The following is a 13,723-nucleotide window of genomic DNA, read 5'->3' as shown; positions in this document are numbered from 1 at the left end:
GCGGTCACCTACGGTGACGCCATGGACCCTTCGGCGGTCTGGCGGGACAGGCAGCACCGGTGGCGGATCGAGGCGTACCGCGCACCGGACCTGCGCTTCGCCATCTACGCCACCAACGGGCCCACCGAGTCGGTGCCGCTGTGGTTGTTCGGGATGACGGCGCTGGCCCGGTGGCTGATGACGCACGCCATCTCACTGGACGACCTGGAGGTCGACTGAGCGGGGCGCGGTCACGAACCAGGCCCGCAGGCGGCTCCGCTGCGGTTGAGTGACCTGAGGCGGCGGACGGGGGTGCGCGATGGGCGGTCAGTTCGGGCAGTTGGCGCTGGTGGCCGTGCTGGTGCTGATCAACGCCGCGCTGTCCGGCAGTGAGATGGCGCTGGTGACGCTGCGCGAGGGGCAGTTGCGACGGCTGGGCCGGCGGTCGCGCGCCGGCGACCGGTTGGTGCAGCTGTCCCGCGACCCGAACCGCTACCTGGCCACCATCCAACTCGGCATCACGCTGGCCGGCTTCCTCGCCTCGGCCGCGGCGGCGGTGTCGCTGGCCGGGCCGCTGGTCGGGCCGCTGGGTTTCCTTGGCGGCGCGGCCCGCCCCGCCGCGGTGCTGCTGGTGACGGTGCTGCTGACGTTCGTCACGCTGGTGCTCGGCGAGCTGGCCCCGAAGCGGCTGGCCATGCAGCGGGCGGAGCGGTGGGCGTTGCTGAGCGCCGGCCCTCTGGACCTCCTCGCCCGAGTGTCCCGACCGGCGGTGTGGTTGCTCAGCCGGGCCACCGACGCGGTCGTACGGCTCGCCGGGGGTGATCCGCGGGCCAACCGGGAGGAGATGACCGAGGAGGAGTTGCGGGAGATGCTGGCCAGCCAGCGCGGCCTGTCCGCCCAGCAGCGGGAGATCCTGACCGGCGCGTTCGACATCGCCGGCCGGACGCTGCGCGAGATCCTGGTCGCCCGGCGGGAGGTGATGACACTGCCGGCCAGCCTCACCGCCGACGAGGGGGTGCGCCGGCTCGCCGCCGCCGGGCGTTCCCGTGCCCCCGTCACCGGTCCCGGTGGCCTGGACGAGGTGCTCGGGGTGGTGCACATCCGTGACCTGGTGCGGGCCGGCACCGCCTCGGTGGGCGAGCAGGTCCGGTCGCCGCTGCTGCTGCCGGTCACCCTGCCGGTCGCCGACGCGTTGCGTCAGCTTCGCCAGGAGCATCAGCAACTGGCCCTGGTGGTCGACGAGCACGGTGGCATCGACGGCATGGTCACCATGGAGGACCTGCTGGCCGAGGTGGTCGGCGAGTTGTACGACGAGACCGACCGCGACGTGCGCGGGTTGGTCCGGGAAGCGGACGGGTCCCTGCTGGTGCCCGGTGACTTCCCGCTGCACGACCTGCCGGACCTCGGGGTGCGGCTGAGTTTCCCGTTGTCCCGCGAATACACGACGGTGGCGGGGTTGGTGCTGGCCCGGCTGCGGCACCTGCCGGGTGAGCCGGGGGAGACGGTGCGTCTGCCCGGGCTGACCCTGGAGGTGGTGGAGGTCCGCGACCGGGCGGTGCGTCGGGTGCGGCTGCGCAGCTTCGTCAGCGAGCGGTGACCTGTCACCCGGGCGATGGACAATAACCAACAATACGGCTAAACGGGGCGTGACCCGCCTAGGGTGCTATACGTGAAGGACCGAGGGTTTCGTACGTTCGTCACGGTGCTGGCCGGCCTCGCGGTGATCTACTTCGGTAGTGCGGGTCGCAGCCCCGAGGAGGGCCGTGGCATCTCCGGCGGGGTGGTGGTCCTGGCGCTGCTCGCCGCCCTGCTGGTGTGGCACCTGACCCGGCCGGGAGACAAGACGGTGAAATGAGCGCGGTCAGCGGGCGGCGACGCGGGTGACCTCGCCGGCGGACTCCTCGCCGAGCGCCACCCGGACCAGCGCCGACGCGAGACGGCCGAAGTCCGGTTCGTCGACGAGGTCGGCCAACCCGTGCGGGTTGCCGGGCAGGCCCAGCCGCTTCGCCCCGGCGAGAGCCCGCCGGTCGGCGTACGGGCGCACGTCGGACCAGACCGTCTGCGCCTCGCGCAGGTAGATGTCCGCTCCGGTGGGGCCGATGCCCGGGAACTCGGTGAGCCGCCGACGCAACCCGACGGGGTCGCCCTGGGCGTCGCGGTGCAGCCGTCGCAGGTCACCGTGCCAGCGGTCCAGGCACAACCGGGCGCCGGTGTCGAGCATGGTGGCGGTGCGCTCGTCGTAGCGGCGGTAGTGGCCCCGGCCCAGCGCGTCGACGCGCTCCTGCCAACTGGCCGCCTCCATCGCCTGCGGCGTGCGGTAGCCCGCGGCGAACAGCTCCCGTGCGGCGTCCACCGCCACGCACGCCCGGATCCGGGTGCTCAGCAGGGTGGTCAGCACCAGCAGCTGGTACAGCGGCCCGGGGCGGTCGGAGAGCCGGATACCGGCCTCCTCCGCGTAGGTGCGGCCACGCCGGTCCAGCAGGACCCGCACCACCGTTCGATCGTTGCCCACACCGACCGGGTACCCGATCCGGGCTCTGCTAGCCGTCGCGCCGGCGACCGCTGTCGGAATGCCGCCGGGGCGGGCGGGTATGCCGGCGGTGGAGGCGGTCGATGCCGCCCGCCGTACCCGGAGGGAGACACCCATGGTCAACCCGCAGCAGGAGGAGCTCCGGCGTAACGCCAAGGGCGCCACCAGTCAGGACAGCAAGGGGCCCAAGCCGACCGGGCATCCGCTCAACCGCGGCTCGTCGCGGGGCGACGTGGGTCGCCCGGTGCCAAAGGGGCAGGTGTCGCCGTACGGCCCGGCCGGTGAACCGGTGGCCGAGGACGAGAGCGACACCCGCTGACGAGACCCTAGCGACCGCGACCTGACGGCCGCCGCAACCTGTTCCAGGTGGCGGCGGCCGTCAGCCCGTACGCCAGGTGCGGAATGATGTCGGAGATCCAGTCGGAGCGCCGCCACGTACGCGGGTCGCTGATGCCCAGCGCGGTGATGGACCCGTCGGTCATCGTCATCACGCCGGCCCCGAGCACGCCCGCGGCCATCGGCAGCGGCTGGCGGCGACCACCGGCGTAGAGCGCGAACGCGACGCCGGCGGCGATACCCAGTCCGTAGCCGATCAGCGGGCCGAGGCCCGAGCGGCGGTTGGCCGCCCGGGCCCCGGACCCCAGGTTCACGTGCGCGATACCGGCCAACCGGTCGACGGTCTCACCGGGGACGCTGCTCTCCGGTCGAGCCCGCAGCGCCACGTCCAGATAGCTGACCACGTTCAGCGCGGTGCTGCCGACGGCGCCAGCGATGGCGCCGTCGGCAAGGTCGACCCTCCTCATTTCGGGTCGCCCGGTTCGCGCTCACTCTTGGGTCCGTACGTGCGCTCACCACGCACCACGCCCCGCTGGCCGCGATCCTCCTGCAGAATCCTGTTCGCGACCTGGTTGGCCTTGCCGTCGGGTACCCGGCGTCCGGAGTCGTCGATCGCGTTGCGCAACCGCGCCCGCTGCTTGTCGTACGCGTTACTGCCCGGCCGTGGTCCTGGCATCTGCTGCCTCCTTCGTCGGTCCGGCCGTCTACCCGTCTCGCGACCGGCCAACCCCGGCGCCTAACGCGGCGCGCGGACCACGGCGACCGGGCAGTGCGCGTGGTGCAGCAGCGACTGGCTCACCGACCCCAGCAGCAACCCGGACACCTCGCCACGCCCCTGCCCACCGGCCACCACGAGTTGGGCGGAGCGGGACGCTTCGGCGAGCACGGCGCCGGGGCGGCCGTGGACCGCCCGGCAGGTGAGCCGCACCGTCGGGTGCTGCTCGGTCAGCCCGCTCAGCCACCCGGCGAGCATCCGGTCCTGCTCGCCGTGCAGCTTCGCCTCGTCGTACACCAGGGGTTGCATGTCGCCCGGCCCGCTGCTGCCCGGGTGCCGGTAGGCGTGCATCGCCACCAGCGGCACCCCGCGCGACACGGCGGTCTCGGCGGCGAAGTCGGCCGCCTGCCGGGAGGCCGCCGAACCGTCCACCGCGACCAGCACCGGTTCGTCGGGTCGTTGCTCGCCGCGGGCCACCAGCACCGGACAGTCGGCGTACGCGGCGACCTGCACCGCGACCGACCCGACCACCAGCGCGGAGAAGCCGCCCAACCCGCGGTCGCCGAGCACGATGAGCGCGGCGGTGGGGGATTCGCCCACCAGCACCGCCGCGGCCTCGCCGTCGATGATCTCGCCGGAGATCGACAGCCCGGGTACTGTCGCCTCGGCCTCGGCCACCGCGGCCTCGACGAGTTCCTCGGCCTGGTGGCGCAGCCCACCGCCGGGCGGCGCGTCCGGGGCGGGGGAGACCGGCACGTGCAGCAGCGGCCAGATGAAGCCGTGCACGACCCGCAGGGGTCGTTGCCGGCGCGCCGCCTCGGTCGCGGCGAGGCGAACGGCGCGCAGCGCCGGCTCCGAGCCGTCCACGCCGACCACCACCGCCGCGTTGTTCGCCGAGTTCACCGCCCACCTCCCGCTCGCGGCCAGTATCGCGGGCCCGGGCGCCTCCGCGTCGCGATACCGCCGACAGCGTCCCGGTCGGTACGCTGGCCGCGAGCGGTCGGGGAGGGGGCGTCATCGATGGGTGAACCGGACCAGCCAAGCACGGCACGCATGATCGACTTTTGGCTCGGCGGGGAGCATCACTTCCCGGTCGACGTTGCCGCCGCGAGCGCTTTCGAGCAGGCGTACGGGCCGTGCGCGCCGGTGTTCCGGGAGCTGCGGGCGTTCCTGGGCCGGGCGGTGCGGGCGATGGCCGAGCAGGGCGTGGACGGGTTCCTGGTGTTCGGCGCGGGGGTGCCGACGATGGGCAACGTGCACGAGGTCGCCACCGACGCGACGGTGCTCTACACCGACGTCGACCCGGTCACCATCCGGCTGGGGCAGAGCATCCTCGCGGGCAGCGACCGGGCCGGCTACGGCTTCGGCGACGCGACCGACATCGGCACTGTCGACCCGGCGCAGCTGCACCGCTTCGTCCCGGGCTGGGGCCGGCGACCGGTCGGAGTGGTCTTTCTCGGGCTCGCCGCGTTCCTCGACGACGACACGCTGACCCGCACGCTCGACGAGCTGTACGCCGCCGCCGCGCCGGGCAGTCTGCTCGCCGTGGACTTCGACACCGAGGAGCTGGCGGGGCACCCGCAGGCGCTGGCGATGATGGGGCCGCAGTTCCGGATGCGGCCACCGGCGGCGTTCGCGCCGCTGCTGGGTCGCTGGGCGCCGACGGCGGACGGGATCGTCCCGGTCGCCCAGTGGCGGCCGGTGGGTCCGCCGGCGCAGGTGCCGGACGCGTTCCACGGCGTGCTCGCGACCCGGGACGGCGACTGACCGCGCCGGTCTGGTCGTCCGGGGGCGTCCGTATGATGCTTGCCCTGTAGCAAGCTTCTGGAGAGGACGACCATGGTTGACGCGCCGGACGTGGTGTCGCGCGCACTGCGCGACGCCCCGCCCGACCAACTGGCGGAGGCGGCGGACCGGGTGATCCGGTCGACGATGGGCGCGCTGCGCACCGACGTGTTCGTCGCCGACTACCGGATCAGCGGGCTCTGGCCGCTGCTGGATCCGGATCTGCCGGCGGCGGGCTTCCTGGCCTGTCACACCGTGGCTCAGCGGTGTTTCAGCAGCCAGCAACCGGTGCGCGACGGCGATGGCCCGTGCCGGCTCTACCTACCGTTGACGGTCTGGGGGGAACGGCTGGGTGTGCTGCTGATCGAGCTTCCCGCCGTACCCAATCCGGCTGTCACCGGCCGGGCGACGGACATCGCCGGCGCCCTGGCGCTGGCGATGCGTGCGGCGGACCGGGAGACCGACCGTTACCGGCGGGCGCGCCGCCGCGAGCGGCTGACGATGGCCGCCGAGATGCAGTGGGATCTGTTGCCCGGTCGCAGTGTGGCGCACCACGCGTTCGATCTGGCCGGTCAACTCGAACCTGCCTACACGGTCGGTGGCGACCACTTCGACTGGTCCCTGGACGGCGACCGCCTGACCGTGACGGCGCTCAACGGCGAGGGCAATGGTCTGACCGCGTCGATGCTGACCTCGGTCACGGTCAACGCGATGCGCAACGCGCGCCGCTCCGGCGGGGGGCTGGTGGAGCAGGCCGAGCTGGCCTCGGACACCGTCTTCTACCAACACCGGGGACGCCGGTACGTGGCCACCCTGCTGCTGGAGGTGGACACTCGCACGGGTCAGGTACGGGCGGTCGATGCCGGTTCCCCGCACATGCTGCGGGTGCGGGGGTCCGTGGTGGAGCCGGTGAAGCTGGATCAGCAGCTGCCGCTGGGCATGTTCGCGGAAACCCGTTACGAGCTGCAGGAGTTGCAACTCGCCCCCGGTGACCGCCTCTTCGTGGTCAGCGACGGGGTGTGGGCCGCCGAGCCCGCGGGTCGGGAGCCGTACGGGGAGCGGGTGATGGCTCGTTCCCTTCGCGCCACGCGGTTGCAGCCAGCGGCCGAGGCGGTTGGTACGGTGATGCGCGAACTGCACGCCTATCACGCGGATTCCGATCTGCGCGACGACGCCGTCGTGGTCTGTCTGGACTGGCACGGTCCGCGTGGGCGGAGCAGCGGGTGAGGGTGGCCGCCGTCCGGCTGGGCGGTCAGCAGCGCGACGACGGCAGGGGACATCGGGTGGAGCGACCTGCGGATCTCGCCGCGGCGATCGACGCGGCTGCCGAGACGCTGATCGCCGTGCTCGACTCGGCCGCGTCGCGGCATCAGGTGCCGCCCACCCAGTTGCGGGTGCTGGCGTTGATCAGCAGCCGGCAGGAGACCAACGTCAACGGGTTGGCGGAGCTGCTGGACGTGGTGCCGTCGTCGGCGAGTCGCCTCTGCGACCGGCTGGAGGCGACCGGGCTGTTGCGTAGGGTGGCGGATCCACGCGACCGGCGTGAGGTGCGACTGGTGCCCACCGCGGCGGCGCTGACCCTGCTGGGGGAGTTGGCTGAGCGGAGGCAGCGGGCGGTGCAGGCGGTGTTGGATCGGATGCCGACGCGGATGCAGCACGACCTGTTGCTGGCGTTGCTCGCGTTCGGCCGGGCGGCGACGCAGTCGGTGCCCGAGCAGCAGACCGATTCCGCAGCGCAGCCGGCGTGAGCAGGTCCCGTCTTCCACTAGTATCCTAGGACGCTCTACGCGTGGTGATCCACACCACAGAGCGGCAGAGCCGCACCCGGACGCCGCACGGCGGCACCCGGGAGGCTGGGGGAAGCCCGATATAGTGACAGCGCACTTACCCGGCCCGCGATCATCGAGATCGCGGGCCGCATCAGGGGAGGGCCCCGCCCGGGGCCGCAGGGGGAGCCGGCGGTGGCCGGCCCGACAGCGCGTACGACCCTCAGCCACGCTCGACGTCGGCTCGGGGGCCCACGTGCCGTGGAGGAGGATCGGTGTCGCGTCGGCCGGCTCGGGCAGAGCAACCGCCGGACACCGGTGACCAGACTCCCGGCAACCAGGTGCTCACCCTGCCCAACCTGATCAGCTTCGGGCGGCTGCTGGGCGTGCCGCTCTTCCTCTACCTGTTTCTGGTCACGCGGGCCGACGTGGCGGCGATCGTCGTGCTGGCCATCGGCGGCACCACCGACTGGGTCGACGGTTGGATCGCCCGCCGACTGCACCAGGTGAGCCGACTCGGTGAGCTGCTCGACCCCCTGGCCGATCGGCTCTACATCCTCGCCACCCTGCTCGCCTTCACCGCGCGGGAGGTGGTGCCGTGGCAGTTCACGGCGGCACTGCTGGCCCGTGAGCTGCTCCTGCTCGCCTCGCTGGCGGTGCTGCGCCGCTACGGCTACGGGCCGCCGCCGGTGCACTACGTGGGCAAGACCGCCACGTTCCTGCTGCTCGCGGCGTTCCCGGTGCTGTTGTTGGCCACCGAGTGGAGCGCGGCGGCGACGGCGATGGCCGCGATCGGCTGGGGGCTGGCCTGGTGGGGGCTGGTGCTCTACTGGGTGGCCGGTGGGATGTACGTCGTACAGGCGGCTCGGCTGGTGCGCGCGGCGCGCGGCCCGGGAGCGGCGGCGTGAGCGCGCCGGAGCCGGGCAAGCCCCGCCAGGACCGGGTGTACGCGCCGGATTTCCTCACCGAACTGTTCCGCAACCCCCTGGACCCGGGCTACGCGGACGCGGCGGCTGCCCGTCGGCGGTCGGCGTCCACCGGGCGGGCCTCGGGATGGCGGGCCTGGCCGACGCGGTCGGTCAGTCTGGTCGTGCTGGTGATGCTCGGTTTCCTGTTCGCGGTCGCATACCGGCAGACGATGGCGGACGAGCCGGGGCGCAGCCAGGCCCGTTCCGGCCTGGTGGCGCAGATCAAGGAACGGGAGAACCAGACCGACCGGTTGTCCACGCGCGCGGATCAGCTGCGCGAGGAGGTCAGTCGGCAGCGCGACGCGGCGTTGAGCGGGTCGGCCGCCGCCCGGTTGCGGGACATGGAGGCGAGCACGGGGCTGGGTCGGGTGCGCGGTGACGGTGTCGTGGTGCGGTTGGCCGATGCTCCGGACAAGGCGGACGCGGTGACCGGTGCTGGGGCTGGGCCGGACCGGGTGCTCTACAGCGATCTGCAGGGGGTGGCGAACGCGTTGTGGAGTGCCGGCGCGGAGGCGGTCGCCATCAACGGGCAGCGGTTGACGTCGACGTCGACGATCCGGTCGGCGGGTGAGGCGATGCTGGTGGATTTCCGGCCGGTGACCGGGCCGTACGAGGTGTCGGCGATCGGGCCGGGTTCGATGCGGCGCAAGTTCGAGGACAGTCGTAACGCGGCGTTGATGCGGGAGGTCGCGCAGAAGACCGGGTTGTCGTTCGGTGTGCGGGAGGCGGACGACCTCACCCTGCCGGCGGCTCCGGAGCCGCAGCTACGCTACGCCAAGCCGTCGGTCAGTCCGAGCCCTTCCGCGTCGGGTGTCCGTTCCGGCAGTCCCGGGTCGTCTGGTCCGACGACGACCGTTAGCCCCTCCGGAGGTGGCCGATGATCGCGGTGCTGGCGTTGCTCGCCGGTGTGGTGCTCGGTGTGTGGCTTGATCCCACGGTTCCGGCGGCGTTGCAGCCGTACCTGCCGATCGCGGTGGTGGCCGCGTTGGACGCGGTGTTCGGTGGGGTGCGGGCGAGGTTGGACCGCATCTTCGACGACAAGCAGTTCGTGGTGTCGTTCATCTCCAACGTGCTGGTCGCTGGTCTGATCGTGTATCTGGGTGACCAGTTGGGGGTGGGCGGGCAGTTGTCCACCGGTGTGGTGGTGGTGCTGGGCGTGCGCATCTTCGGCAACGTGGCGGCGATCCGCCGGCACCTGTTCCGGGCGTAGGTTGGGTTGCGATGAGTGACGAGCAGACCGACACGGGGACGGGGTGGCCGCAGCCTGCGGGTCCGGCGCGGCCGGGTGGGCCGGCGGGTGAGCCGGATCCTCGTCCGGACGCGCCGGATCCGGACGAGTTGAGCCCGTTGGCGCCGCAGGGGCCGGCGGAGCGCGAGCCGGTCGATGAGCCGGCGGTGGAGGATGAGCCGGCGGTGGAGCCGGTCGACGACGGTGCGACGGTGGACCTGAGCGCGGTGCCGCGGTCGGGGGAGCCGGTTGCGGGTTCCGACGGGTTGGGTGAACCGGTTGGTGAGTCGGCGGCACCGGCGGCGGGTCGGTCCCGGTGGAGTACGGCCGGGGTGATGATCGCCGCGTTGTTGGCGTTGCTGGGTTTCACGTTGGTGGTGCAGTTGAAGACGACGTCGACGGATCCGACGTTGGGTGCGACGCGCCAGGAGGACCTGGTCCGGATCCTGTCGGATCTGGATGCGCGGGAGAACCGTCTTCAGCAGGACATCCGGGCTCTGGAGGACAGTCAGCGGCAGTTGCAGTCGGGTGAGCAGGGGCGTCAGGCGGCGTTGGACGAGGCGACGCGGCGGGCGGACGAGTTGGGCATCCTGGCGGGCACGTTGCCGGCGATCGGGCCGGGGTTGACGGTGCGGTTCGACGCCGGTGCCAAGCCGATCTCGGCGAATCGGGTGCTGGACGCGGTGCAGGAGCTGCGGGGCGCTGGCGCGGAGGCGATGCAGATTTCCGGCGGCGACGGGGCGTCGGTGCGGATCATCGCGTCGACGTACTTCCTCGACGGGGACAACGGGTCGTTGGTGGTGGAGGGGCGTCGGTTGACGGTGCCGTTCACGATCACGGTGATCGGTGATCCGGCGACGATGCGCACGGCGTTGAACATTCCTGGTGGGGTGGTGGCGTCGGTCCGTGGTGTCGGCGGTAACGTGACGTTTGGGGAGCGTGAGGTTGCCGAGGTTTCGGCGCTGCACGTGCCGATCAAGTTGGAACACGCCCGTCCGGTCTCCTGACCGGCGCGGCCGCGCCGGATCCGGGTGGTCCGGGGCACCGATGGATGAAGGACGCGTCTGGTGATTCCCGAGGATCTGCGATACACCGCCGAGCATGAGTGGGTGGCGGGTGACGGCACGGGTTCGATCCGGGTCGGCATCACGCACTTCGCGCAGGACGCGCTGGGTGACATCGTGTACGTGCAGTTGCCCGAGGCGGGTGCGGTGGTCGCGGCCGGTGACTCGTTGGGTGAGATCGAGTCGACCAAGAGCGTGTCGGAGATCTACGCCCCGGTCGCTGGTACGGTCGCTTCCCGCAATGAGGCGTTGGGTGACACGCCGGAGCTGATCAACACGGATCCGTACGGTGAGGGTTGGTTGGTGGAGATCACGCCGAATGATCCGACCGCGACGGACGGGTTGCTCACGGCCGGCGCGTATCAGAAGATCACCGAAGGCTGAGTGTGCTTGATCCGGCGCGTGGGTTGTCTGCGCGCGTCCGGTTGCCCTGCATTTCGGCGCTGGCTAGGCTCGCCCAGTCGACCGAGAACCCAATAGTTGAGCGTTGCGGAATTGCCTTCCCGGGCACGGGGAGCCAGCCGCCGGGTGTTCAAGTGCCCGGCGGCCAGACCCGCCATTACCCGACGCCGACCGAACAGATCCGTGAGGTGGTCCCATGACGCGGCCAGACGACGAGTTCCCCCCGCTCGACGTCACTTCGACGCTCAATCTCGGTTCGCTCGACGAAGTGCTGGAGGGGCCGGACACCGATGTGGTGCCGAGCCGGATGTCCGGTTCGTTGCCGCCGGGTATGGCGCTGCTGGTGGTTCGTCGAGGTCCGAATGCGGGTGCCCGGTTCTTGTTGGACCACGATGTGACGACCAGTGGCCGGCATCCGGACAGTGACATCTTCCTCGATGACGTGACGGTGTCGCGTCGGCATGCGGAGTTCCACCGCGACGGTGGCACGTTCACGGTGCGGGACGTGGGTAGTTTGAATGGCACGTATGTGAATCGTGAGCGCGTCGAGGCGGCCACGTTGAGTAATGGTGATGAGGTTCAGATCGGTAAGTTCCGGGTGGTGTTCATCGCCGGTCCGCGCCCGGAGGAGGAGGCCGGCCGGGGGTGAACGAGCCTGCGGCCTCCACGTCACCCGGTGCGGCCCGGTCTCAGCCGCTGATGAGCATCGGTGAGGTGCTCGGGCAGTTGCGGGTGGATTTCCCGGACACCACGATTTCGAAGCTGCGGTTTCTTGAGGCTGAGGGTCTGGTCGAGCCGCAGCGGACGGCGGCGGGTTACCGGAAGTACAGCTGGGACGATGTGGCGCGGTTGCGGTTCGTGTTGACCGCGCAGCGGGACAAGTACCTGCCGTTGCGGGTGATCCGTGAGCAGTTGGCGCAGTGGGATTCGTCCGGTGAGCAGCCGGGGCGGTCGCGGCCGGCGTTGGTGGCGGTTGGTCCTGATGGTGCTGTGCCGGGCCGTGAGTCGGCGGAGCCGGCCGAGTCGTCGCAGGTGCGGCTCGGCCGGGCGGATCTCGTGGCGCGCAGTGGGATCGACGAGTCGACGTTGGTGGAGTTGGAGCGGCTCGGTGTGCTGGTGTCGGATCCGCCGGGGTGGTATGACGCCGACGCGTTGATCATCGCGTCGGCGGTGGCGGGGTTGGCGTCGTACGGGTTGGAGCCGCGGCATCTGCGGGGTTACCGGACTGCGGCTGATCGTGAGGTTGGTTTGTTCGCGCAGTTGGTGGCGCCGTTGGCGCGGCAGAGTGATCCGGCGGCGCGTGCGCGTGCGGCGGAGACGGCGCGGGAGTTGGTGGCGTTGTCGGAGCAGTTGCACGCGGCGTTGGTGCGGGTGGGTTTGCGGTCGACGTTGGGTCGGTGATGTGCCCGGTGGGTGGTGGGCTGAGCGGAAAGATCTCTTCCGGGAAGCGTGCCGTAGGCTTGCCGGGGTAACCCCTTTCTGGCGCGGGCGTGGTGCTGTAGCGCATGGGACGGCCGTGTCGCGGTCCGTGTACCGTGCAGGGAAGGGCGCGGTGCGGCGTAGGTGACAACGACACGGAGGCGGCGGTGCGCGAGCTGAGCGTGGTCGGAGTTCGGGTGGAGCTGCCCAGCAACCAGCCGATCGTCCTGCTCAGGGAGGTCGAGGGTGACCGCTATCTGCCGATCTGGATCGGCGCGGTCGAGGCGACGGCTATCGCTTACGAGCAGCAGGGGGTCAAGCCGGCCCGGCCGTTGACCCATGATCTTCTGCGGGATGTGTTGGCGGCGTTGAAGGCGCCCTTGCAGGCGGTGGAGATCACCGAGCTCAAGGAGAACGTGTTCTACGCGGATCTGTTGATCGGTGATGGGGTGCGGGTGTCGGCGCGGCCGAGCGATTCGATCGCGTTGGCGTTGCGTGTCGGTGCGCCGATTCGTTGTTCGGAGCAGGTCCTCAGCGAGGCGGGGATCGTTATCCCTGATGAGCAGGAGGATGAGGTGGAGAAGTTCCGCGAGTTCCTGGAGCAGGTGCGTCCGGAGGATTTCGCGGGCTGAGGTGGGCTTGGGCTCTGCGCCTTGAGGTGTCACTGTGGGTGATGCTCCGGGCGGGTTGGTGATCTTTCTCGGTGGCTGCGCGGCGTGTCGCGTCGGTTCCTCCGTGGTAACCCCTGGCGGTGGCGTTAGGGTTGCCATGTCGAGGGGTGCGCGTCCCGGAAACGACGCGTCGCCACACTGACGGGGAGGTTGTCCGGATGCACGAGCCGCAGGATTCCGATCCGGGTGGACAGTTCGATGAGCCTGGTGCCTCGTCGCCTCATGGGGCGGCTGAGGGTGAGGGTGCGGTTGGCTACCGGGGTGTGACGGCCTGCCACGCGGTGGGCATCAGTTACCGGCAGTTGGATTACTGGGCGCGGACGACGCTGGTGGTGCCGAGCGTGCGGGACGCCTCGGGTTCGGGGACGCAGCGGTTGTATTCGTTCCGGGACCTGGTGGTGTTGAAGGTCGTGAAGCGGTTGTTGGACGCGGGGGTGTCCCTGCAGAACATCCGTAAGGCGATCGAGGCGTTGCGGTCGCGTGGTGTGGAGGATCTGGCCGGGATCACGTTGATCTCCGATGGGACGACGGTGTATGAGTGCCGGTCCCCGGAGGAGGTGGTCGACCTGTTGCAGGGTGGCCAGGGTGTCTTCGGGATCGCGATCGGTGGGGCTTTCAAGGAGATCCAGGGGTCGTTGTCGCATCTGCCGGCGGAGCCGGCGACGAGCGGCCCGGTGGAGCCGGCGGCGGCGTCCGAGTCGGATCCGGTCGGTGACGAGTTGGCGGCGCGGCGGGCGCGGCGGCGGGCTGGCTGAGCGCCGGGGGCGTTGCCGGTTCCGGTTTTTTTCGGTTCGTTTTGTCGCGACCGTCGGTGACGGTGGGCGGGTCCGTCAGGCCTCTGTTGTCTATTGTGGACACTT

20 protein-coding genes are annotated in these 13,723 nt (G+C 71.0%); 16 read left to right on the top strand and 4 right to left on the bottom strand.

All coding sequences use genetic code 11. The features are described 5' to 3' along the window. The first annotated feature begins 21 nt into the window (after positions 1-21). The 3 genes from HNR22_RS04215 to HNR22_RS04205 all read left to right on the top strand — a co-directional run bounded on the left by HNR22_RS04215 (position 22) and on the right by HNR22_RS04205 (position 1,834). Positions 22-219: a hypothetical protein gene (locus tag HNR22_RS04215; protein ID WP_179779156.1), complete on the top strand. Its 198-nt coding sequence runs from the start codon at positions 22-24 to the stop codon at positions 217-219. Between the two features lie 79 nt (positions 220-298). After that, the gene (locus HNR22_RS04210; protein ID WP_179779155.1) at positions 299-1,576 is read left to right on the top strand and encodes a hemolysin family protein; all 1,278 of its coding nucleotides are present in this window, start codon (positions 299-301) and stop codon (positions 1,574-1,576) included. 72 nt (positions 1,577-1,648) lie between these two features. Then, a complete protein-coding gene (locus tag HNR22_RS04205; protein ID WP_030492012.1) occupies positions 1,649-1,834 on the top strand; it encodes a hypothetical protein in 186 nt (61 codons plus the stop codon). A 6-nt stretch (positions 1,835-1,840) separates the two neighbouring features. Here HNR22_RS04205 and HNR22_RS04200 read toward each other — a convergent pair whose 3' ends face one another. Then, positions 1,841-2,491 carry a hypothetical protein gene (locus tag HNR22_RS04200; protein WP_179779154.1) on the bottom strand — a complete coding sequence of 217 codons (651 nt, stop codon included), beginning with the start codon at positions 2,489-2,491 and terminating at the stop codon, positions 1,841-1,843. Between HNR22_RS04200 and HNR22_RS31180 the strand changes: the two genes are divergently transcribed. Beyond that, entirely contained in the window at positions 2,484-2,828 is a 345-nt protein-coding gene (locus HNR22_RS31180; RefSeq protein ID WP_246380667.1) for a hypothetical protein, read from the top strand. The genes HNR22_RS04200 and HNR22_RS31180 overlap by 8 nt on opposite strands. Positions 2,829-2,835: 7 nt before the next feature. Here HNR22_RS31180 and HNR22_RS04190 read toward each other — a convergent pair whose 3' ends face one another. Genes HNR22_RS04190 through HNR22_RS04180 form a run of 3 tightly spaced genes read right to left on the bottom strand, consistent with a single transcriptional unit; the run spans position 2,836 to position 4,463 of the window. Further along, positions 2,836-3,312, bottom strand: a complete 477-nt coding sequence (locus tag HNR22_RS04190; RefSeq protein WP_179779153.1) for a hypothetical protein — start codon at positions 3,310-3,312, stop codon at positions 2,836-2,838. Beyond that, the gene (locus HNR22_RS04185) at positions 3,309-3,521 is read right to left on the bottom strand and encodes a phosphatidylethanolamine-binding protein (RefSeq protein WP_088948250.1); all 213 of its coding nucleotides are present in this window, start codon (positions 3,519-3,521) and stop codon (positions 3,309-3,311) included. The genes HNR22_RS04190 and HNR22_RS04185 overlap by 4 nt, the downstream gene beginning before the upstream one ends. Positions 3,522-3,581: 60 nt before the next feature. Then, positions 3,582-4,463, bottom strand: a complete 882-nt coding sequence (locus tag HNR22_RS04180; protein ID WP_179779152.1) for a universal stress protein — start codon at positions 4,461-4,463, stop codon at positions 3,582-3,584. A gap of 117 nt (positions 4,464-4,580) precedes the next feature. On the opposite strand from HNR22_RS04180, the gene HNR22_RS04175 reads away from it, so the two are divergent. From HNR22_RS04175 to HNR22_RS04120, 12 genes are all read left to right on the top strand, one after another. After that, positions 4,581-5,327, top strand: coding sequence for an SAM-dependent methyltransferase (locus tag HNR22_RS04175; protein WP_179779151.1), 747 nt, complete (start codon positions 4,581-4,583; stop codon positions 5,325-5,327). A gap of 72 nt (positions 5,328-5,399) precedes the next feature. Beyond that, entirely contained in the window at positions 5,400-6,572 is a 1,173-nt protein-coding gene (locus HNR22_RS04170) for a PP2C family protein-serine/threonine phosphatase (RefSeq protein ID WP_179779150.1), read from the top strand. 56 nt (positions 6,573-6,628) lie between these two features. Continuing rightward, positions 6,629-7,093 carry a MarR family transcriptional regulator gene (locus HNR22_RS04165; RefSeq protein ID WP_179783396.1) on the top strand — a complete coding sequence of 155 codons (465 nt, stop codon included), beginning with the start codon at positions 6,629-6,631 and terminating at the stop codon, positions 7,091-7,093. A gap of 293 nt (positions 7,094-7,386) precedes the next feature. After that, entirely contained in the window at positions 7,387-8,019 is a 633-nt protein-coding gene (gene clsA, locus HNR22_RS04160; RefSeq protein WP_179779149.1) for a cardiolipin synthase ClsA, read from the top strand. Continuing rightward, complete coding sequence (locus tag HNR22_RS04155; RefSeq protein ID WP_179779148.1) at positions 8,016-8,960, top strand: DUF881 domain-containing protein; 945 nt, start codon at positions 8,016-8,018, stop codon at positions 8,958-8,960. The genes clsA and HNR22_RS04155 overlap by 4 nt, the downstream gene beginning before the upstream one ends. Next, the gene (locus HNR22_RS04150; RefSeq protein WP_030327710.1) at positions 8,957-9,289 is read left to right on the top strand and encodes a small basic family protein; all 333 of its coding nucleotides are present in this window, start codon (positions 8,957-8,959) and stop codon (positions 9,287-9,289) included. The genes HNR22_RS04155 and HNR22_RS04150 overlap by 4 nt, the downstream gene beginning before the upstream one ends. Before the next feature lie 11 nt (positions 9,290-9,300). Beyond that, a complete protein-coding gene (locus tag HNR22_RS04145; RefSeq protein WP_179779147.1) occupies positions 9,301-10,314 on the top strand; it encodes a DUF881 domain-containing protein in 1,014 nt (337 codons plus the stop codon). Between the two features lie 60 nt (positions 10,315-10,374). Further along, positions 10,375-10,755, top strand: coding sequence for a glycine cleavage system protein GcvH (gene gcvH, locus HNR22_RS04140; RefSeq protein WP_088948243.1), 381 nt, complete (start codon positions 10,375-10,377; stop codon positions 10,753-10,755). Between the two features lie 214 nt (positions 10,756-10,969). Continuing rightward, positions 10,970-11,422, top strand: a complete 453-nt coding sequence (odhI, locus tag HNR22_RS04135; RefSeq protein ID WP_007071101.1) for an oxoglutarate dehydrogenase inhibitor Odhl — start codon at positions 10,970-10,972, stop codon at positions 11,420-11,422. A gap of 50 nt (positions 11,423-11,472) precedes the next feature. After that, positions 11,473-12,174, top strand: coding sequence for a transcriptional regulator FtsR (gene ftsR, locus HNR22_RS04130; RefSeq protein ID WP_179783395.1), 702 nt, complete (start codon positions 11,473-11,475; stop codon positions 12,172-12,174). A 185-nt stretch (positions 12,175-12,359) separates the two neighbouring features. Continuing rightward, entirely contained in the window at positions 12,360-12,824 is a 465-nt protein-coding gene (locus tag HNR22_RS04125) for a bifunctional nuclease family protein (RefSeq protein WP_088951760.1), read from the top strand. 197 nt (positions 12,825-13,021) lie between these two features. Further along, positions 13,022-13,618, top strand: coding sequence for a MerR family transcriptional regulator (locus tag HNR22_RS04120; RefSeq protein WP_179779146.1), 597 nt, complete (start codon positions 13,022-13,024; stop codon positions 13,616-13,618). Positions 13,619-13,723: the final 105 nt, after the last annotated feature.

The organism is Micromonospora jinlongensis (assembly GCF_013410645.1).
GTDB classification, from domain to species: Bacteria; Actinomycetota; Actinomycetes; order Mycobacteriales; family Micromonosporaceae; genus Micromonospora; species Micromonospora zamorensis.
Note: the sequence above shows the minus strand (reverse complement) of the source record. Positions and strands in the feature narration are given on the sequence as shown.

What these genes read in the sequence shown, in the direction of transcription:
- HNR22_RS04215 (WP_179779156.1), top strand. Translation starts at nt 22, where the DNA reads ATGGACCCTTCGGCGGTCTGGCGGGACAGGCAGCACCGGTGGCGGATC.
- HNR22_RS04210 (WP_179779155.1), top strand. Translation starts at nt 299, where the DNA reads ATGGGCGGTCAGTTCGGGCAGTTGGCGCTGGTGGCCGTGCTGGTGCTG.
- HNR22_RS04190 (WP_179779153.1), bottom strand. Translation starts at nt 3,312, where the DNA reads ATGAGGAGGGTCGACCTTGCCGACGGCGCCATCGCTGGCGCCGTCGGC.
- HNR22_RS04185 (WP_088948250.1), bottom strand. Translation starts at nt 3,521, where the DNA reads ATGCCAGGACCACGGCCGGGCAGTAACGCGTACGACAAGCAGCGGGCG.
- HNR22_RS04175 (WP_179779151.1), top strand. Translation starts at nt 4,581, where the DNA reads ATGGGTGAACCGGACCAGCCAAGCACGGCACGCATGATCGACTTTTGG.
- HNR22_RS04170 (WP_179779150.1), top strand. Translation starts at nt 5,400, where the DNA reads ATGGTTGACGCGCCGGACGTGGTGTCGCGCGCACTGCGCGACGCCCCG.
- HNR22_RS04150 (WP_030327710.1), top strand. Translation starts at nt 8,957, where the DNA reads ATGATCGCGGTGCTGGCGTTGCTCGCCGGTGTGGTGCTCGGTGTGTGG.
- HNR22_RS04145 (WP_179779147.1), top strand. Translation starts at nt 9,301, where the DNA reads ATGAGTGACGAGCAGACCGACACGGGGACGGGGTGGCCGCAGCCTGCG.
- odhI (WP_007071101.1), top strand. Translation starts at nt 10,970, where the DNA reads ATGACGCGGCCAGACGACGAGTTCCCCCCGCTCGACGTCACTTCGACG.
- ftsR (WP_179783395.1), top strand. Translation starts at nt 11,473, where the DNA reads ATGAGCATCGGTGAGGTGCTCGGGCAGTTGCGGGTGGATTTCCCGGAC.
- HNR22_RS04120 (WP_179779146.1), top strand. Translation starts at nt 13,022, where the DNA reads ATGCACGAGCCGCAGGATTCCGATCCGGGTGGACAGTTCGATGAGCCT.